A 20,057-nucleotide genomic window follows, 5' to 3' on the forward strand; every position below is an offset into this window, starting at 1 on the left:
CCGGCAATTATCCAATGGTTTTTGTTACATAGCAATCTTGTCATGAATGCGCGATATACCGAAATGAGAAAGCAATTAAGCTTTTGAGAAAGCAATATGTCTTTTCGCTTGCTAAATCTACCGAAATGAGAAAGCAATCAAGCATTTTGAGAAAGCAATATGTCTTTTTGCTTGCTGAATCTACTGAAATGAATGCGCGATATACCGAAATGAGAAAGCAATTAAGCTTTTGAGAAAGCAATATGTCTTTTTGCTTGCTAAATCTACTGAAATGAGAAAGCAATCAAGCATTTTGAGAAAGCAATATGCCTTTTTGCTTGCTGAATCTACTGAAATGAGAAAGCAATCAGGCATTTTGAGAAAGCAATATGCCTTTTTGCTTGCTAAATCTACTGAAATGAGAAAGCAATCAAGCATTTTGGGAAAGCAATATGCTTAACTGCTTATTGAAATCAACTTGAGCAAATATTAAAAGCTTGACAAGCTTAAGTAAGATATTTTACTTTGAGGTGAGTGTGTTAAAACTGATCAACGCATCTCAGCCGAACCTTGAAAACCTTATAATTCTGTTGAGATGCATTGAGTTTTTGAGCTAATTGGAGGCTGTTGAAGGCGAATTGTCTTTCTGCAATTGCAAATTATCTTGGTCAGCGAAGGTTTTGAACTCGATAGCATCATGGCTACAAAAGAGCCGCACTTCACTACTGTGGTCGAGCGATAACGCCCGCAACTTATCTTGATTATAAAGTCGAGCCTTGCGGTCTACCTCCATAAACGATTGGTAGGCACGTAGACCAGGTGTGCAAACTCGTTTAGGAGAGCCGACTTCGTGTCGGTAAAAGTAAGCATCGCCTGCATGTAAGAGCCAGCCTTCGGATGTCTCAATAGCGATACCTGCATGACCCCGTGTGTGACCGACGAGCGGTATCAGGAGAATTTCGGGCGGTAGTCCTTCAAGGTTACGTACTGCCTCAAAGCCGAACCAAGGTTCACCACCAGCCGAATAATACTTCCAATTTTTTACTTCATCCCACTGGCCAGGGCGGTAACGTCGAGATGAGACAAAGCCGTGCCGTTCCTTGGCTGCTTCAATCTCACTGAGCATTACATGCACGGTTGCTTCGGGAAAATCTTCTAACCCACCTGCATGATCAAAATCGAGGTGAGTAAGCACTATGTGGCGAACATCACGCGGGTTTAAACCAAGCCTCTCAATAGCTGCAACCGCCGTGTATTTTTGTTCAAATTTGATCCGATTCAAATTCATAAAGAAGGGGCTGAGTCTTGATAATGGCGCTTGAATATCGCGCTGACCAAAGCCTGTATCGATGAGAACCAGTCCCTGATTTGTCTCGATGAGCAGACAGTGACAGACGAGACAGGCTGTTAGTCCGCGACTGAAACCGTCGAAGAGTGCCCCACCAATCGGGCACATACAACCGCAATTAAGATGATGAATACGCATAAATGATTCTACCGAGCATTAATCTCTTTTAAAGATGAAAAAAGATGAATAATCACCATACTTAGGAGTGAACAAATTTATGTTTTCACAGAATTTGATTGCTAAGTTGGTTTTGCTGTCTGTGTCTAAAGTTTAGTGAAATCGATTTGCGGGTTTGATTTATTTAAGTTGTATTTGTAAGAATGAGCCTGACTCGCTACGATCGCATTAGAAATTTATCGCATCTGAGTATGTCAAAGCAGGACGAACCACTCACAGGAGAAGCGCTAATTAAGGAAGTCTGTCGGCGGATTCGGGTAGCCCGCAGCTATTGGGATGCTCATAATAACGCTGCCTGTCGAGGTGAGCGCGATCGGGCAATCTTCCTTTACAATACACTGAGCAAAGAACAAAAAGACCAGATTCCGCAAGTGTTGCGGGTATGGCTGCGCTACCGTAGTGAGAAGTACTTTGGCGCACATCGAACACCGCCCAAATCGGCACGAAAATCAAAATAGTCCCTATTGGGTATGATATTCAAGAAACTTTGCAAGAGTTTACTAACGTTATCAAGAAAGGCAGTCATCAGCCTTAGTGTAAATGTTCAAGTTAAATGCGTAACAGCTTAGACTTAATCAATTGCTATGTGTTTTCTAGTAAATTACTAGCCAGTTGTAAAGAAGCGATGACCGAACGCTGTAAGTTGCCTGAAGAGATATTCTACAGCGTTGGGTCAACAACTGGCGATTTGTGGAGGTACTGAGGCAGATGGTAAACCATTCCTCATGTAACCTTTGGGCTGTCCCGTTCTCTTGATATCTCATTTAAACTCCAAAACAGAGAGTTGTAATGCCAAATTGGCAGAATTTTTCTGCCTTTAATTGAAATACCGCCTTCACTTCAACTTTTTCTTAAAAAATGAATGGAAAAAGTTGATAACAGTATGGAAAACTCTGCCAGTTCAATAGATAATTTTTAGCAAAGTTCGTTAAGCACGTACAAGTTAGGTCGGTTGTTACCCACACTAGTCTAATTGTGATTAGCCATAATGTAGTGTAGTAGTGCAATCTATTGCACTGTTACAAAAGCTAAATACAGAGGTAAACTATGTTTCCTTTTTGGGGTAATACCTGTTATGGAAGCGAACCCATTTCGCGCAAAGCTGGCTTAGAACGGAAATTAAAATTCTTGATTTGGATGCGAGATGATTTAGAGTCCAGACTGGCTGGTATTAATGCTTCTATTGAAACCATTCGGCAGCAAATAGAACGCTCAGACTCAGCTGCTTAGAACTTAGTTCTTGCAGAGTTTGTACTTAGTCCGATTGTAACTCCTTAATGACTGGGTGCTGTAAATGGGCTGCTTCATCAGTGTTGTAGGTCTTTGTACAGCGCTCAGTCATTAACTGGCATACAAAATGAAAAAGGAAGCTCAGTCTTTTGTGCTGATAGCTGGTCGAACTAACCTTGAATAAATAATTCAAGCCAGAGGTAGAGTAAGCAAAGTTTATTAAAATCTTAAAGTTAGAGCCGTAATCCTCATTTAATGCGCCAAAACTTATAGAAATAAAAAATATGATCTCGATTGGTTGGAATAGCTGGTTTAAACAGCACAAAGATTCTATTTTACTCTTCGACTCAATTGCTGCCGCTAATGAGATTGCCTTTATGCTTAACGGTCAGTGGGATGGCTGCAATGGTGTGATAATAGATAAATGTGATGAGGTAGCTGTTAACACTGTTACCAAACTATTAGAAGCTGCATGGTGTTATCAAGGCGCATCAAAAGCTGTTTTAGACAGAGTAGCAACTGATGGCATTTTACGCCGTTATGCAATGGGAGAAAGAAATTTTATTAATGCTAATTTGAGGTGTGCAGTACTTGCATCCGCGAAACTTAGTGAAATTAACTTAAGTTATGCAAAGTTGAGTTGGGCAAACCTAAGCCAAGCCAATCTAAGTAAAGCTGATTTAACAGCAGCAGACCTAAGTGAAGCTAATTTAAGCGGGGCCGACCTGAGTAAGGCATATCTAATGAGGACAAACCTAATTAAGGCAAACCTGCAACTAGCAGATATGAGGGGAGCCAACTTAAGTAGCGCTAACTTAAGTGAAGTTAACCTAACTAATGCCGATTTAACAGGAGTTAATTTATCCCTAGCTGACCTCAGAGGCGCAAATTTTTACTGTTGCAATTTGAGTGGGGCCAACCTAGCAGGTGCTAAGTTAATTGAAAGTGACTTGGCTTTTGCTAGACAATAAGCACGCCTCAAGGTAATTGGATTTAGCTACGATTTGCTTAAGAAAGCAAGTATAATTTACTTAGTTTGAAATATATTTTGTACCATTTTTTTGTCTGTATTCGCTGCTGTCTTATCTAACTCTGCAAGCTCACCGGCATCTAATTGCCAACCTAATGCACCAATATTCTCCCTCGCCTGTTCCACGCTCTTTGCTCCAGGGATAGGAATGGTTCCTTTACAGATGCACCAATTAATTGCTACCTGTGACATGGTTTTGTTTCTGGACTGTGCTACCTCACGCAAACATCCCAAAAGCGATCGCATTCCTGGTAATATTTGTTTAAACAGCAAACCTCGGATGCCTTTGGGAAAAAGCCCTTGCTCAGAGTATTTCCCTGTCAATAGCCCCAAAGCCAAGGGGCTGTAGGCAATAAGTTTAATTCCCAACTCATCACAAAGGTCTTTGAGCTTTAGTTGAGTGACAGGATATGTAGACAACAAAGAATATTGAACTTGCAGAGTAGTAATAGGAACGCCTCGTTCAGCAAACTTTTTCTGCACTTTCTTAAGCCGCTTAGGCCCATAATTGGATAATCCTACTCCTTTAACCAGTCCTTGCTCATACACATCGGCAAGACCATCTAACAGCCCTTCCTCTTGCCAAGGAGCATAGTTTGCTGTAGACCAGTGCATCTGTACCAAATCTACGTTTCTTCCCAAGCGTTGGGCAGATGATTTACAAGCTCTTACCATTGATTGACGCGTCCATCTCCACGGGTAAGCAGCAAGCTTAGTCGCAATACAAATATTGTCTTTGCCTGAACCTACATATTCTCGGCTGAATTTTCCTAGAAGTAGCTCACTGCGACCATTCAATCTCCCGGTTCCGTAAGAATCACCTGTATCAAATAAAGTTACAGCGTTGTTTACACAAAGGTTAAAAACGGCTTGCAACTGGTCATCCATACTTTCGTCATATCCCCAAAGCAGTTGGTTGCCCCAGGCCCAAGTTCCGCAGCCCATACTTGGAAGGAAGAGTTTTTGGAGAGTCTGCATCTTTGCTCTCTGTAGATTGCCTTATTAATTATCAGGCATATAATAGGTATTAACGCACGAATAACATGATTACCAAGCAAATGAAAAGAACTTTCTAGCAATCGTGCAACATTGCATATTTTGTTTTAAAAATTTGCAAAGGTTTGGAATGTTCTCCAAAGTAGGCTTACTACTTGACTTATTGGGCAAACAAAGCCCAAGCATATATATTTTTAGTCGGTTGCTAAAAGCAGATGAAGCACCAACTATTAAAATATTGTCGAATTTGCTGCAAGGAGCCAAGCTTTTTGAGTCCATGCGTTATTAAAGAACGCAACTTCTGGCACTTCTAATTCAAATGAATGAGGTGGTGATTGTAGCAATAAAGGCGAACCTTTGTCATGAGCCTCAACTAAGCTAACTATCCAGGGAAGGAAGTCTAAGATTTCTTTTGGTAGTACAGTTAATTCAAAATCCCACATCAAATTAAGACCTCGGCAGACTTGTCCTTTTCTGAACGTCGTGATTCTACCAGCACTCTTGTTAATAGCCAGTCGAAGAATGAATGGGCGGAATGGGAAAAATTCATCAGGTGCTGTATAAGCGTATACATTTATATAATTCAGTCTCTCCCTATGATCCATCCAAGATGCGATCGGTGAATTATTACTATAAGATGTACCAGTTATGGTCACCGGCATATTCATAGAAGCAACAAAGTTAGAGTAGAACTCACGCCTTAGTTCGCTAACAATATGTTTAGCTTCTGGGTTCATGATTACTACACCTATTACAAAAACGATATCTACGGGAAGTACGCTAACACAAGTTAACCGAAGCACAAAAAAAGGCAGACGCTTTTTCTGCCCTCAAGACTTTAGAGCTAATTTCTTAGCTTTAGACTTTAATAACGGACAGAGGAACCACCATCACCACCTCGTCTACCGCCAGAGGAACCTCCGTCTGTCTTGGGTTTAGCTTTATTAACTTTTAAGCTCCGACCCATCCACTCAGCAGTATCAAGGGCCTCAATCGCTGCTATTTCTTGTGCGTCTGATTCCATTTCTACAAAGCCGAAACCTCTCATCCGACCTGTTTCTCGGTCTATTGGCAATTGAACATTTTTTACCGTTCCGTATTCTGCAAAGACGTGCCGGAGGTCATCTTCTTTAACCTCATAAGATAGGTTACCGACATAAATTGACATAGAATCTCTCCAGAATCAGGGGTGTAGAGATTTAGATCCGGAGAGGTCTGTAATACAAGTATATATAAAAACAAACTACACAGCCGAATTTCATCTTTCACGCATACTTTACCATAAATTGAGAAGTTATATTCATAAGCAAAATTATACTTATTCTGTTGCTCTAAATACTCACACAGTAAACAAAACTAGTTTAAAATCAACCTACCAGCGATCGCACTGAATTTTAGATCCCTAAAAAATTCAATTACTGAACTTATTTCTCTGCAAACAATACTAGTAATTTGTAAATTTTATTCACTCAAAATTTTAAAAAAGGGCAATTAAATAAAACCAGTGCGATCGCTTGTAACGTAAAATTAATTTCCATCCGGCATTTGCTAACACCTTGACACCCATGTTTTGTGACTACCTCATCCAAATTTTGACTGCCCGTGTATATGATGTTGCCCAGGAAACACCACTGGAGTATGCCCCAAATTTGTCTGCGCGGCTGAATAATCAACTGCTGTTGAAACGTGAGGATATGCAGTCAGTATTTTCCTTTAAACTGCGGGGTGCTTATAACAAAATGGTGCAATTGCCACCAGATATATTGGCGCAGGGTGTAATCGCAGCATCTGCGGGAAACCATGCTCAAGGAGTCGCCCTTGCAGCCAATCGCTTGGGAACCAAAGCGATTATTGTTATGCCAATAACCACGCCCCAAGTCAAGGTGGACGCAGTTAGAATGAGGGGGGGAGCAGTCGTATTACATGGAAATACCTACGACGATGCTTATAGCTATGCCCGTGAATTAGAAATAGAAAAAGGTTTGACCTTTATTCATCCTTTCGATGATCCTCATGTCATTGCTGGGCAGGGAACAATTGGAATGGAAATTTTACGACAATATCAGCAACCCATCCATGCGATTTTTGTCGCAATTGGAGGGGGTGGATTAATTTCTGGGATTGGGGCTTATGTAAAACGCTTGCGTCCCGAAATTAAGATTATTGGTGTTGAGCCAGTAGATGCTGATGCTATGTCTCAATCGCTAAAAGCTGGACATCGGGTGCGCTTGTCTCAAGTGGGATTATTTGCTGATGGCGTGGCGGTGCGAGAAGTAGGTGAAGAAACCTTCCGTTTGTGTCAGCAGTATGTAGATGAAATCATTTTGGTGGATACAGATGATACTTGTGCTGCGATTAAAGACGTGTTTGAGGATACGCGATCAATTTTAGAACCAGCCGGTGCATTAGCGATCGCAGCGGCCAAAGCCTACGCAGAACGAGAGCAAATCGAGGGACAAACCTTAATTGCTGTAGCCTGTGGTGCAAACATGAATTTTGATCGCCTCCGCTTTGTGGCAGAGCGTGCAGAGTTAGGCGAACGCCGCGAAGCAATCTTTGCAGTTACAATTCCTGAGGAACGGGGAAGTATTCGCCAATTTTGTGAATGTATTGGCAACCGAAATCTTACCGAGTTTAATTATCGCATTGCCGATGAAAAAACAGCCCATATTTTTGTAGGCGTGCAAATTCAAAACCGTGCTGATGCTGCAAAGATGGTAGAAAACTTCGAAGCTCAAGGATTTGAAACTCTTGATTTAACAGACGACGAATTAACTAAATTACATCTGCGGCACATGGTGGGTGGGCATTCTCCTCTTGCTCACAATGAATTGCTCTACCGTTTTGAGTTTCCCGAACGTCCCGGCGCATTGATGAAGTTTGTTACTTCCATGAGTCCCGACTGGAATATTAGTCTTTTTCACTACCGCAACAACGGGTCAGACTACGGTCGAATCGTTGTTGGTATCCAGGTTCCCCCCCACGAGATGGGAGAGTGGCAAGCTTTTCTCGATAACCTGGGCTATCGCTATTGGGATGAGAATAAGAATCCGGCATACAAGCTGTTTTTGGGATAAGGGAGTGGGGAAGAGGTAGAGGGGCAGGGGAGGCAGGGGGAGCAGGAGAAGAATAACGGTACCCAATCCCCCAATCCCCAATTTAACGAGAACTACCCTCCAATATCATATTGGAGTCCCAAGTATAAAAGCCGATTTGGTTAGGAACCCTAGAGAATCTGCCTGTTCGATAGCCTCTAGATAATTCGTTCAGCACCTTATTTTTGACCTCTCGAAGTTGCTGAGAATCTAGTTCTCCATAAATTCCGGCGATGACTTCAGCAACGCTGAAAACTTTACCTGGATTTTCTTCAAACAGAGAGGTGAGGGCATCAATTAAGAATTGACCCTCAAAGGCTTTGAGCATCGGGACTGCTTTTGTCAGGGGTACGAAAGACTTCTTGTTTTTGTTTTTGATGCTCCTAGAAGCACCATTGCGGTTACTTGGGGCTACCAAACTTAAATCCAGAGTATAACAACCTGGCTCATCAGGAATAGTTACCCAGTAATTCCTTTCTCTACCTTGGGTCAGAGAAGATTGAACCCTACCTTTAACTACTTTGAATAGATTGGAATCTAACTCTCCATAAAGCGATCGCACGATAAAATCGATATGACATACAGTACCTATTTGCTCTTGCAATAGCTGTTTTATCGCTTCCATTCGGGAAACAGCGTGATTATACTGGGGTAGCATGGGGATTTCGACCACCTTTGTTGAACTATCGTTGTTCTCTGGGGCGATCTTTGAATCTAGCGATGTAGTTGAAGGTTGACTCTCTTTTGTATCATTAGCAGCAGAAAAGGAATTATCTATCTCAACCTTGTCTGAATCTGCGAGTTCTGACTGTACAGACTCTGCCAAGTTGATTTTGTCAATGTCATCAAGAGGTGATAAAAACCGCAGAGGGGCTTCTTGGGAAACATCTGAGGTTTCATCAGCCGCCGTCAGACTTGATATCTGATTGCTGTCATCTGAAAAAGACCAGTTAGACAACAACGCTTCTACATGATCGAGCTGCGATCGCGCCTGCACAAAGAGGCGTTCATACTCTTGTGTGAGGCGGGCATAATAGTCTCGTAATTCCAACAGTGGTGACAGGAAAGTGTCTGGAGGTGGTTCTAATTGTCCATTTTGAGTCATAAGGCTTCAATCAATTTAAATCGATGTCACTTTTGTAAGACATTGCTCTGGGTTTTGCTTTGTGAGATGTTGGCTGTGATTTCTTAGGCGGTTGGGGAGGGCGACATCTCTCACAATATAAGGGTCGAGGCCCGAAAGTCTCGCGCTTTGTCAGATCGTTACACTCTTTACAGACAAACTGGAAAACACGAGTATGAATCTGTCTTTTGTGCGCCCTGACAGTATATTCTCTAACATCAATGAATTTACTTGCCATAATCAGGATTGTGAATTGCCGTCGTATCTATTTCCTATCAATATAGCTATTCAAGCAAATCAAACTGCATCAGTGTGTGTTTATGTAGAAGTTTTATTCAAATCAGTGAATTTGACATCTAGCATAAAGTGCAGATGAGCAACTTGATAGTTAGCTATTGACTATTTTCTGAGCATATAACTTGCTTATGAGCAAACACTAATACAGGTCGACGGAAATAAACCTATCATTTCATTACAGCCAGAAAGCCCAAAATTAAAGCAGGCGTGACTTTTGACTTCCGCCTTGCGGTACTAGTACTATTTCTTCGGCACAACCGATTTTCATCTCTATCGCCAGAGAAATTGGGGATAGAGAAGTGCATGATTATAAAAAGGCATCGAGAAAACCCACTCTTTTTAAAGATGGGATGAGAGACGCCCCGACGCCGTTGACGGTTGATGGTTAACAGTCAACGTGAAATCCCACCCCTTTTAGAGGATGGGATGAGCTTAATCACTTCCACTATTTGCCAGATCAACTTATCGTCAGTGTGTCTAATTGCCCATTATCAAATTTCCGCGCTTCTAACCCCTCTCCCTCATGGTAGAGAGCTAATACTTAACGAAGCCCTGTTGTCTGCCTTGTAGTAAAATAGTGTAAATTTAGTATACTTTGTAACTTAATAACTGCTGTTATTCAAATCAAATCGCTATGTTTTACCACAATATACAATCCTAAATCATTCGTAAGAACAAAAAACGTCAAAAAGCTTAAAAATATGTATTTTGAATCTAGATATTTTCTCACATTTTAATTCGGATAGCTATATTAAAGTAGTCGAACTATATCTGTATAAATACCTTGAACAAAAGTGTTAATTGTTTGTTTAATGTCATCTAGAAAAATTCTTTTCTTTGTGAAAATGTACAAAATCAAACTTAGGTTTTGAGCAAACTGTTCTATAAAACCTTACAGGTAGTGGGTAGCAGTTTCAGAAGGAGAAAATCTACTTATATATTTATAGGACTTACGCAAAATATCTCTCAAACTCTGATTTATTTCTCCGTGCCCTCTGTGCCTCTGCGGTTGATTATTCCGTAACTTATGCGTAAGTCCTAATTTAGTCTGCCCTAATGATGCTTCGTTTCTTGAAAAGATGGAAAAAGCATATCGGCGCGTGAAAACACGTAGTAACTACTAAACCTTAACCAAAATGTTATGAAACCTTAACAGTTAGAAAAGTTTTTCTTAACATTACTCAAATATAGTTTTATTAAGATAACTCCAAATACAGTTCTCAACCTTAAGTTTTGATTTTTAATGGGCAAAAAAAAGACGGTTAAATCTCTGTTCATTTAATCCGAATTGGAATGATGAATTTTCAAAGGGTGTGCTGTAAGTGTAACTGGATGTAGTTTTGAGGTTTTGACCCCGACATCAAGTTCTCACATACCTTACTTTCACAAAATGAGCAAATTGAGTTAATTTGTCTTAGCCTGTTTACAGTCAAAATTTTAGTAGTATTTCAGTTTTGCAAGCTTTTAGGCTATATAAGCAAAGTGAGATAACGCAGACTAACCTTAAATCTCGCCCTGCGAAGGAAAGCTCTTGTTTGTGTTGTTAAAGACTTTTAGTCAGATAGCAATTTGCACATTTGGAATGCTGCATATTTGGAATGTTCCCAAAAGCTTAACAGGTTTCAACAAGGAGAAAATTCTCATGGTTCTTTACGGCTATACCATTGGAGATGCGGATATCAATCCTAGCCAAGGTGGGGAACAAGTTGCAGTTTACCGCTTTCCCATAAGCTCCCCTAATAGTACTCCCCAAAGAGTAGGCGAAATCAATACTGGGAGTATTCCTAACCGAGACCTAGAAGGTTTGGGAACTAACCCTACTACCGGAAGGGCAAGTGCTCTTAACGAAGCACGTGCCTCTGGTAGTACAGCAATTGATCCAACTGTTATTCGCGTTAATAATGTAGATCAGCCTTTTGCTCCAGCCACAGCGTCACCAACACGTACACCATCTGACCTACGTCGTTTTGGGTTTGACTCAGGTGCTGACTTTGGACGTGATTTTTCAGTAGGTAGTCAACCAGTTGTTCTATACAACATTTCAGGGAATGGTGATACCGATAATGGGGTAGTAGGAAGCTCTCTTTATAAAATTACTACAGCTAACCCTGGAACTCTTAGCCTTGTAGACGGCTTTGGCCCAGCTACTACCACTGCACAAAGACGGGGAACTCAACCTACCAACTCTGAATTTGCCGATGGATTAGCTATCGACAATCTTAATCCTGGTAGAACTCGTGCTTTTGCTAGCGATTTTCGCAATGCTGATGGAGATGCGAACGAGCTTTACAAAGTAGATTTGCTCACTGGTCAGCTATCTGCACCGATTGCTCTGAGAACTCCTTCAGGGCAAGCTCTGAATCTGGACTTAGATTCTGGATTGGCATTTACTAACAGCGGATCTCAAAGATTGTTGGCTTTGCTGGAAACTGGTGCTGTCTATGAGATCACAGGCTACCAAGATGAACTTGCTGCATCAGGTTTAGGTTTAGGTAGTGCTACCGGCTCTAATGGTGCTGGCTTTGCAACCGCCCGCTTGCTTGGTACAGTCCCTTTACCAAGTGCTGCAAGTGGAGACATTGATTATGAAGGCTTTACGATTGTTAATGAATAACAGTCGTTAGGATACTCTTTCTTCAACTCTTCTAAAAACTACTTTTACAAGAGTTGAAGAACGGAACTAAAAATAAAAAAAGTTTTATTTGCCAAACTACTTGCTATTAAAAAAGTCGAGTGATGCTTCTTTTATTGAAACGATAGAAGAAGCATCTCAGCGAGTGAAAACACTCAGTAAATATTAAAATTTAACCTAAATGTTATAAAAGCTTAACAATTAAAAAAGTGTTTCTTAATATTAGTAAAATATAGTCTTATTTAAGATAACTCCAAATACAGTTATTAACCTTAAAATCTGACTTTTAATGGGCAAATCAAATACACTTAATTCTTCGTTCATTTAATCCGACTTAGAAATAATTAGTTTCCAAAAAATGTCTTTAAATGTAACTAAATGTAGTTGTGAGGTTTGTACCGCCAACATAGTCAGATAGCAATTTGCACATTGGCAATACTGCATATTTGGAATATTCCCAAAAGTTTAACAGGTTTCAACAAGGAGAAAATTCTCATGGTTCTTTACGGCTATACCATTGGAGATGCGGATATCAATCCTAGCCAAGGTGGGGAACAATTCGCAGTTTACCGCTTTCCCATAAGCTCCCCTAATAGTACTCCCCAAAAAGTAGGCGAAATCAATGCTGCGAATATTAATAACGCAGAACTAGAAGGTTTGGGAACTAACCCCACTACCGGAAGGGCAAGTGCGGTTAACGAAGCGCGTGGTCCTAACTTAACACCTGGTGCTGTTATTCGGGTAAATAATGTAGATCAGCCTTTTGCTCCAGCTAGTGCATCACCAACACCTACACCATCTGACCTACGTCGTTTTGGGTTTGACTCAGGTGCTGACTTTGGTCGTGACTATTCAGTAGCTAGTCAACCAATTGTTCTATACAACATTTCATCGGATGCTGAAACGCCAGTAGGAAGCTCTCTTTATAAAATTACTACAGCTAACCCTGGAGCTATTAGCCTTGTAGACGGCTTTGGCGCACCTACTACAGCTGCACAAAGACAAGGAACTCAAGCTACCAACCCTGGAAAACATGCCGATGGATTAGCTATCGACAATCTTAATCCTGGTAGAACTCGCGCTCTTGCTAGCGATTTCACCAGTGGTGATGGAGATGGCAACCAGCTTCACAAAGTAGATTTGCTTACTGGTGAGCTATCTGCGCCGATTACTTTGAGAACTCCTTCAGGGCAAGCTCTGAATCTGGACTTAGATTCTGGGCTGGCATTTACTAACAGTGGTTCTCAAAGATTGTTGGCTTTGCTGGAAAATGGTGCTGTCTATGAGATCACAGGCTACCAAGATGAACTTGCTGCATCAGGTCTAGGTTTAGGTAGTGCTGCTGGTGCTAATGGTGCTGGTTTTGCAACCGCCCGCTTGCTTGGTACAGTCCCTTTACCAAGTGCTTCGACTGGAGCCATTGATTATGAAGGCTTTACGATTGTTAATGAATAACAGTCGTTAGGATACTCTTTCTTCAACTCTTATAAAAGTAGTTTTTATAAGAGTTGAAGAATGGAGCTAAAGATAAAAAAAGTTGTATTTACCAAACTACCTGTACTTTTTGTAGAGACTAACTGGATTTTTATTTTTAATGTTAACAACTAAATGGTTATTATCTAAGTTTTTTATTCCCTTTTATTGTAGAAATCTCAACAAGGACTTTTATGGAACGTGTACATTTCCAACGCTTGTTATCCACTACAGCAAAGCGGCGACGCTTTCTGCTCGGTGCTGGCACATTGACCGCAAGCGCTATTGCTAGTCTTTGGACTCATAAAGTTGTTGCACTGTCAAGATTCTCTGCCTATCCCTTCAGCCTTGGTGTTGCTTCTGGCGATCCTTTACCAGATAGTGTAGTGCTATGGACGCGGCTGGCTCCAGATCCCTTAAATGGTGGCGGTATGCCGCAGGTGAATGTGCCAGTACGGTGGCAAGTTGCTTTGGATGAAAACATGAGACAAGTTGTGCTAAGGGGCGTGGCATTGGCAACCCCCGAATTAGCGCATTCTGTTCATGTAAATGTACGTGGTTTAGAGCCTAATCGTTGGTATTGGTATCAATTTAAAGTGGGTAATGAAGATAGCCCGATTGGCCGTACCCGTACTGCTCCAGCGATCGGCGCTAGGTTGAATCAGCTCAACTTTGCGTTTGTTACTTGCCAAAAATGGGAGGATGGTTTCTATTCTGCTTATCGTCGCCTAGCTGAAGAAGATTTAGATTTGGTTTTTCACTTGGGTGATTATATTTACGAATACGGCATCCCTGCCACAGGTGGTGTACGCAACGTTTCTTTACCTGAGGAGTTTAGAAAAGAAACGAATACGCTAGAGCAATACCGCCTTCGATATGCTCTATATAAAACTGACCCGGATTTACAAAAAGCTCACGCCTTGTTTCCCTTTACAGTCACCTGGGACGACCACGAAGTTGAAAATGACTATACCGATGACATTTCGGAAAACAACGATCCGGTCAAAAAGTTTCTTAAAAGGCGTGCTGCTGCTTATCAGGCTTATTATGAGCATCAGCCACTGCGGGAATTTTCTCTACCACAGGGGCCAGATATGCTGATTTACCGTCGGCTGACTTTTGGTAATCTGGCGGAGTTTAACGTACTTGATAGCCGCCAGTACCGCAGCGACCAGCCATGCGGTGACGGTGAAACACCCCGTTGCCCAGCAGCGCTAGATCCATTTAAAACCATGCTTGGTTCTCAGCAGGAGCGCTGGCTGCTGGATGGTCTTGATCGTTCTCAAGCACGTTGGAACATACTTGCCCAACAGGTGCTGATGGCAGAGCTAGATCATAAAATTGGGCCAGGCGAAATCTTTTGGAACGACTCATGGGATGGATATCCCCTTGCACGTAATCGTGTTTTAAATCACATCGCCAGCCACCGGATTTCTAACCCAGTGGTGATTACTGGGGATTGGCATTCTACATTTGTTAATGACCTGAAGCTCGATTTTAAGGCTTCTAACTCTCCAACAGTTGCTACAGAGTTTGTGACTCCCTCAATTACTAGCAATGGTGATGCCAATGTCTATGGCCCTTACTACGGGCCGAAGATTCCAGAAAACCCTCATATTAAGTTCTTTGATGGCGATCGCCGAGGCTACTTCCGAGTTAACCTTAACTATGAGCGTTGGCAGACTGACCTGCGTATTGTTACAACTGTGAGTCGTCCAGATGCGCCTGTATACACTTTTGCTTCCTTTGTTGTTGAGAATGGTCGTCCAGGTGCCCAAAATGTATAGGGGGCAAAGGGCATTGCTGCAAGTGTAAAGTTCACCGCAAATTTATCATAATAAGCCATGCCGCTTCCAGTTGGACTATGCAGGGTTAGCGCATTTAATTGTGTATTGAATAATATTAATAATTAAAGTGGCGTAATCCAATAAGTAATGTCTCGGACAAGTTGTTTCTTAAAACCAAATAGAGGTAAATTCTCTTCAGATAAGCCTACATAAGTCCAATGTGGGACATCATTTCCTACAGTTTGAAACCAACCATTTTGATTAAGAGCTTTTCTTTGCTCTTTACTACCTACGCGTAAATCAATTGCTAATCCCCAGAGATGTTGTGAAGTTCCAGGAGGGGCAACCACACCGAGAATTTTTGTTTCTTTGCCCTGTTTAACTTTTGCCAAAACTTGATTGTTAGCATATTTATGCCAAAATCTTAAATTCGTGTTAAAAGTGCGAGTACAATCACCAGAACCATAACCAGATTTTAGTGGTATTTTTTGTAGCGATCGCGCTTTATTTAAAGCATCAGATGCCGGTTTTTGTAAATAACAATCTTTAGCGCCATTAACATGACCCATTGTTAAAGTAGCTTGAAATTCTTGGGTTTCTTGTTCATTAGCAAAGATATATTTTGGCGGCAGTTTAATCCCGACATTTGGGTTTACAAAAACTGCGCCATATGCTCGCAGCATAATATATTCATAAGTACCAGTTTGGGGAACTGGTAACTTCCTAGCGATCGCAGATAAAAAACGCTGTTGCTCATTTAATTCTGGGTTAGGAATAAATGGTTCTAATATTGTCTCTTTAGAGGTATCTGTACAAGCTAATAAATCATTACTCAAGCATCCATTTAATGGTTGTGCAGTTCTTGCTAATTTGTGTTGGCTAATCTCATTACTGGCTACTAAAATAAAAATCATCAAGATAACTATACTAATAAAAGTTGCCTTTCTGATAATTCTAGGAATAATTTTTTTATTTCTGATGGGGAGTTTCATTTTTAAATAATTGGTTAGTGCATTTAAGAATAAAAGCAATAGATAATTTTTTATTGATTAATTGCAAGCAAAAATGAGAGAGATAAGAGTAGATAATGCATAAGGTTGATATATGTTTCTATATAGCTTATGCAACCCATTTACTATAAAACCGTAATAAATCAGCTTTTATTCATAGCTAACCATGTCAAAAATAGCTGTAATAAATAAATGGCGAGAGTGCCAGAATTATTAAAAAAGATTGTATTTTTGACTTATTGTTCAAGTTTAAAACTAGAAACTTGTCTCTAATTCAGTACTAGTAAAATTGATAACTTGTTTATCAGAAAGTTACATCCATGAAACCACTGGAACAGTTAAAATTGATAAAGAACTCTAAGCTCGCTGCTCCTGTAAGTATGACCATGCACAATTCCGTTGAATTCCAAGACGCTTTTGATGTCATAGTCGTCGGTGCAGGTCACTCCGGTTGCGAAGCAGCTCTCGCCTCTGCACGCCTCGGTTGTCGTACCCTGCTATTGACGCTCAACTTGGATAAAATCGCTTGGCAACCTTGTAACCCAGCAGTGGGTGGCCCGGCCAAATCCCAGTTGACCCATGAGGTAGATGCACTTGGCGGAGAAATTGGTAAAGTAGCAGACCGCACCTACTTGCAAAAACGTATCCTCAACTCTTCACGGGGGCCTGCTGTTTGGGCATTACGCGCCCAGACTGATAAGCGCGAATATGCAGCAGTGATGAAGAATATTGTCGAGAACCAAAATAACTTGACAATCCGCGAAAGCATGGCAATAGATTTGGTGCTGGGTGCTAACGGTGAAGTCATCGGCGTTGAAACTTATTTTGGTGTAGGGTTCCAATGTAAAGCAGTTATCTTGACAACTGGCACTTTCCTGGGAGGCAAAATTTGGGTTGGTAATAAATCAATGCCAGCCGGACGCGCTGGAGAATTTGCGGCTGAAGGATTGACGCAAACCCTAAACCGCCTGGGATTTGAAACCGGAAGGCTCAAAACTGGAACCCCAGCCAGAGTAGACAAGCGATCGGTGGATTATAGTAAAATGCTCATCCAGCCAGGAGATGAAGATGTACGCTGGTTTAGTTTTGACCCAGAGGCGTGGATAGAACGGGAACAGATGCCTTGCTACATCACCCGCACAACCGCCGAAACCCATCGCCTAATTCAAGATAACTTGCACCTGTCGCCAGTTTATGGCGGTTGGGTGGAAGCCAAAGGGCCGCGTTATTGCCCCAGTATTGAAGATAAAATTGTCCGCTTTGCCGATAAGGAAAGCCACCAAATTTTTATTGAACCAGAAGGACGGGATATACCCGAACTTTATATCCAAGGATTTTCCACAGGCTTACCAGAAAATTTGCAACTGCAATTATTGCGGACTCTCCCCGGTTTGGAAAAATGTGTGATGCTGCGTCCAGCGTATGCTGTGGAATATGACTATTTACCAGCAACACAGTGTTACCCCACACTGATGACTAAAAAGATTGCCGGACTATTTTGTGCTGGGCAAATTAATGGTACTACAGGTTATGAAGAAGCCGCAGCTCAAGGGCTGGTGGCGGGAATCAACGCAGCTCGATTTGCTCGCTCTCAAGAGATGATTGTTTTTGCTCGTGAGCAAAGTTACATTGGAACGCTAGTTGATGACCTATGTACAAAGGATTTACGCGAACCTTACCGGATGCTTACCAGTAGGTCAGAGTACCGATTGATATTGCGTTCTGACAATGCTGACCAACGCTTAACACCCTTGGGACGAGAAATTGGTTTAATTGACGATCGCCGCTGGGATCTATTTACCCAAAAACAGGCGAATATAACCACAGAAAAACAAAGATTGCAAGCTACACGAGTCAAAGAACACGATGAAATTGGAATAGCGATCGCATCTAATACCCAACAAGCAATCAAAGGTTCAATTACCCTTAATGACTTGCTGCGCCGTCCGGGATTCCATTACGTTGACCTCGACAGGTTCGGACTGGGAAACGCCAACCTCAACCGCGCCGAGAAAGAAGGCGCAGAAATTGATATCAAGTATTCTGGCTATCTCGCTAGGCAACAAAATCAGATTGACCAAATTGCCCGCCAAGCGCATCGCCAGTTACCTGCGGATTTAGATTACGCAAGAATTGATACTCTTTCCAAAGAGGCACGGGAAAAGCTAACTCACGTAAAACCACTCACTCTTGGTCAAGCTGCACGTATTGGGGGCGTAAACCCAGCCGATGTTAATGCTTTATTATTATATTTAGAATTGCGTAGAAGCAATAGCCAATCGGAGTTTCCGGCATTAGCTTAACACAAGCTTGATAAAGACTGAGTATAGTAGTAGGGAGGGGGATTGGTATGATAGATGACATGAAGATTAGTAATGGCATCATTAACAATCCCCAGATTAAAGTTGACTTTAATACCAGCGCTCAACCAGCTTGTCTCAATAAGACGGCGGATTGGATGTTTCATCTATAATCCTAATTCCCAGGCAGTAGGCGCGGCGTTTCCTCGTCCTAGCAACAACCCAGAAAGTCTATGTTACAAGAAGCCAGCACCCGTCTCATAGTACCAGAACCATCAGAAGACTTAATCGCCAACGAGCCTTGGTCGATAGAAAACTATGCTGATGGTCTAATGGATGAACTCTTTGCCGATATCGACTGCATTCTGGATGTTAGTGGTAATCTGCCTTCTCAAGGCTTTAGGCACAGTAGGCAGAATAAATCCAACCAGTCTGTTGCTGGGGTTTCCCCCCAACCTCAACGCCACTCGCCTCTAGAATACGTGCCTATGGAAACAGTCACGATCCCGCAGATTATTTTACCGACAGTTGCTCAAGATAACCACAAGCACTTGAGTACCGTCGTGTTTGACAGCGCCACCGTAAAAAGAGTTAGTAGAAAGCGTCAGAAAAGTAATCGGAGTTTGGGCAAACTGCTGATGGTAGGAACAACTCTAGGCGTGGCGATCGCTGGTATGGTCTACCTGGTACAGTCTAAAGTCGTATATCTTGTAAATACCAACTTGACCCAGCCAGCTGTTTTAGTGCCGCAACCGCAGTCACAGTTGCCTGTAAAACCAGAAATTGAGGCAGAGTTAGTTGACTATATGCTCCAGGCACTGGCAGTTATAGATAAGCAAGAAGCCAAAAGCAATCAAAAATCTTTTAGTCCGGGATATTCCGCTCAGGCAAAGACTAACCAAATAGCCCTTGGCAACGGGCAAACAACTGGTAATCTACCACCACTTCTAGTTAACAATACACCACCAGCCCCTAACCGTTCTGGAAGCGTTGTTGAGCGGATCTACGTTCCTGTATATCAAGCGCCGTCGCCAATGCGCTATGCCCTGCCAGCGATTCCTGGGACTCCCACACTTTTACCACAAGTTGCCAGTGCATTGCAGGGATCTCAATCTAATGTGGTAAAAAGTGTCCTGAATACAGTGCAACAAGCTGCCAAGCCTGTAACCGTCAATATGTTAGCTTCGGCTGTAAGAGCCGAACTTAAACCTGTAGCTGCAAAAACTGCACCCATTACTGTACGCCAAACAGCCAACCCTCTGCCTGCATTACCAGTAGTTCCATTGCGTGCGGCATTAGCCCCAGAGTCAGAACCAACTATTACCCATGAACAAGTATATCCACCAACTGCGATCGCAGTTGCTCCGAGTAATACCTTAGAGGGATTGCTAGAGTTGGGTAACAAATCTGCTGCTTTGTTTAAAATTGAGGGCGTGACTCGCCGAGTCAATATGGGTGAAAGTATTGGCTCAAGTGGTTGGACACTTGTAGATGTCAGTAATGGCGAAGCTGTCATCCGGCGTAACGGCGAAGTGCGATCGATTTACGCAGGGCAGAAATTATAAAGGTTCTTTTGTCAG

The 20,057-nt window shown here is 42.0% G+C and carries 19 protein-coding genes; 11 read left to right on the forward strand and 8 right to left on the reverse strand.

The annotated features are described in order from the left end of the window. Nucleotides 1-229: 229 nt before the first annotated feature. A complete protein-coding gene (locus H6G26_RS11675; RefSeq protein ID WP_190729439.1) occupies nucleotides 230-439 on the forward strand; it encodes a hypothetical protein in 210 nt (69 codons plus the stop codon). Nucleotides 440-592: 153 nt separating this feature from the next. Here H6G26_RS11675 and H6G26_RS11680 read toward each other — a convergent pair whose 3' ends face one another. Beyond that, complete coding sequence (locus H6G26_RS11680) at nucleotides 593-1,435, reverse strand: MBL fold metallo-hydrolase (RefSeq protein ID WP_242053673.1); 843 nt, start codon at nucleotides 1,433-1,435, stop codon at nucleotides 593-595. Nucleotides 1,436-1,695: 260 nt separating this feature from the next. On the opposite strand from H6G26_RS11680, the gene H6G26_RS11685 reads away from it, so the two are divergent. Then, complete coding sequence (locus H6G26_RS11685) at nucleotides 1,696-1,962, forward strand: Precorrin-3B methylase (protein ID WP_190729433.1); 267 nt, start codon at nucleotides 1,696-1,698, stop codon at nucleotides 1,960-1,962. A gap of 135 nt (nucleotides 1,963-2,097) precedes the next feature. On the opposite strand, the gene H6G26_RS11690 is transcribed toward H6G26_RS11685, so the two are convergent. Next, nucleotides 2,098-2,268, reverse strand: coding sequence for a hypothetical protein (locus tag H6G26_RS11690; RefSeq protein WP_190729410.1), 171 nt, complete (start codon nucleotides 2,266-2,268; stop codon nucleotides 2,098-2,100). A gap of 283 nt (nucleotides 2,269-2,551) precedes the next feature. On the opposite strand from H6G26_RS11690, the gene H6G26_RS11695 reads away from it, so the two are divergent. Both H6G26_RS11695 and H6G26_RS11700 read left to right on the forward strand, forming a co-directional pair. Then, nucleotides 2,552-2,734, forward strand: coding sequence for a hypothetical protein (locus tag H6G26_RS11695; protein WP_190729411.1), 183 nt, complete (start codon nucleotides 2,552-2,554; stop codon nucleotides 2,732-2,734). A gap of 284 nt (nucleotides 2,735-3,018) precedes the next feature. Further along, a complete protein-coding gene (locus H6G26_RS11700) occupies nucleotides 3,019-3,705 on the forward strand; it encodes a pentapeptide repeat-containing protein (RefSeq protein WP_190729412.1) in 687 nt (228 codons plus the stop codon). A 56-nt stretch (nucleotides 3,706-3,761) separates the two neighbouring features. On the opposite strand, the gene H6G26_RS11705 is transcribed toward H6G26_RS11700, so the two are convergent. The 3 genes from H6G26_RS11705 to H6G26_RS11715 form a co-directional block, all read right to left on the reverse strand. Further along, the gene (locus H6G26_RS11705) at nucleotides 3,762-4,742 is read right to left on the reverse strand and encodes an aldo/keto reductase (RefSeq protein WP_190729413.1); all 981 of its coding nucleotides are present in this window, start codon (nucleotides 4,740-4,742) and stop codon (nucleotides 3,762-3,764) included. Between the two features lie 248 nt (nucleotides 4,743-4,990). Then, a complete protein-coding gene (locus H6G26_RS11710; protein WP_190729414.1) occupies nucleotides 4,991-5,497 on the reverse strand; it encodes a hypothetical protein in 507 nt (168 codons plus the stop codon). 128 nt (nucleotides 5,498-5,625) lie between these two features. After that, entirely contained in the window at nucleotides 5,626-5,928 is a 303-nt protein-coding gene (locus H6G26_RS11715; protein ID WP_190729415.1) for an RNA-binding protein, read from the reverse strand. A gap of 397 nt (nucleotides 5,929-6,325) precedes the next feature. Between H6G26_RS11715 and ilvA the strand changes: the two genes are divergently transcribed. Then, entirely contained in the window at nucleotides 6,326-7,837 is a 1,512-nt protein-coding gene (ilvA, locus tag H6G26_RS11720; protein ID WP_190729416.1) for a threonine ammonia-lyase, biosynthetic, read from the forward strand. 82 nt (nucleotides 7,838-7,919) lie between these two features. Here ilvA and H6G26_RS11725 read toward each other — a convergent pair whose 3' ends face one another. Next, the gene (locus tag H6G26_RS11725; RefSeq protein ID WP_190729417.1) at nucleotides 7,920-8,960 is read right to left on the reverse strand and encodes a hypothetical protein; all 1,041 of its coding nucleotides are present in this window, start codon (nucleotides 8,958-8,960) and stop codon (nucleotides 7,920-7,922) included. A gap of 10 nt (nucleotides 8,961-8,970) precedes the next feature. Then, a complete protein-coding gene (locus tag H6G26_RS42520) occupies nucleotides 8,971-9,216 on the reverse strand; it encodes a hypothetical protein (protein ID WP_094327534.1) in 246 nt (81 codons plus the stop codon). Nucleotides 9,217-10,917: 1,701 nt separating this feature from the next. Between H6G26_RS42520 and H6G26_RS11730 the strand changes: the two genes are divergently transcribed. The 3 genes from H6G26_RS11730 (at nucleotide 10,918) to H6G26_RS11740 (ending at nucleotide 15,167) form a co-directional block, all read left to right on the forward strand. Continuing rightward, nucleotides 10,918-11,889, forward strand: a complete 972-nt coding sequence (locus H6G26_RS11730) for a water stress protein WSP1 (RefSeq protein ID WP_190729434.1) — start codon at nucleotides 10,918-10,920, stop codon at nucleotides 11,887-11,889. Between the two features lie 513 nt (nucleotides 11,890-12,402). Further along, complete coding sequence (locus tag H6G26_RS11735) at nucleotides 12,403-13,362, forward strand: hypothetical protein (RefSeq protein WP_190729435.1); 960 nt, start codon at nucleotides 12,403-12,405, stop codon at nucleotides 13,360-13,362. 212 nt (nucleotides 13,363-13,574) lie between these two features. Continuing rightward, a complete protein-coding gene (locus H6G26_RS11740; protein ID WP_190729418.1) occupies nucleotides 13,575-15,167 on the forward strand; it encodes an alkaline phosphatase D family protein in 1,593 nt (530 codons plus the stop codon). Between the two features lie 122 nt (nucleotides 15,168-15,289). On the opposite strand, the gene H6G26_RS11745 is transcribed toward H6G26_RS11740, so the two are convergent. Then, nucleotides 15,290-16,159 (reverse strand): D-alanyl-D-alanine carboxypeptidase family protein, encoded by an 870-nt coding sequence (locus tag H6G26_RS11745; RefSeq protein ID WP_190729419.1) that lies wholly within the window; start codon nucleotides 16,157-16,159, stop codon nucleotides 15,290-15,292. Between the two features lie 398 nt (nucleotides 16,160-16,557). On the opposite strand from H6G26_RS11745, the gene mnmG reads away from it, so the two are divergent. Genes mnmG through H6G26_RS11760 form a run of 3 tightly spaced genes read left to right on the forward strand, consistent with a single transcriptional unit; the run spans nucleotide 16,558 to nucleotide 20,042 of the window. Then, nucleotides 16,558-18,480, forward strand: coding sequence for a tRNA uridine-5-carboxymethylaminomethyl(34) synthesis enzyme MnmG (gene mnmG / locus H6G26_RS11750; RefSeq protein WP_190729436.1), 1,923 nt, complete (start codon nucleotides 16,558-16,560; stop codon nucleotides 18,478-18,480). Between the two features lie 47 nt (nucleotides 18,481-18,527). After that, nucleotides 18,528-18,650, forward strand: a complete 123-nt coding sequence (locus tag H6G26_RS43745; protein ID WP_277883791.1) for a hypothetical protein — start codon at nucleotides 18,528-18,530, stop codon at nucleotides 18,648-18,650. 60 nt (nucleotides 18,651-18,710) lie between these two features. Beyond that, nucleotides 18,711-20,042 (forward strand): hypothetical protein, encoded by a 1,332-nt coding sequence (locus H6G26_RS11760; protein WP_190729421.1) that lies wholly within the window; start codon nucleotides 18,711-18,713, stop codon nucleotides 20,040-20,042. Nucleotides 20,043-20,057 lie beyond the last annotated feature (15 nt).

This window comes from Nostoc sp. FACHB-888 (genome assembly GCF_014696655.1).
Lineage (GTDB): Bacteria > Cyanobacteriota > Cyanobacteriia > Cyanobacteriales > Nostocaceae > Nostoc.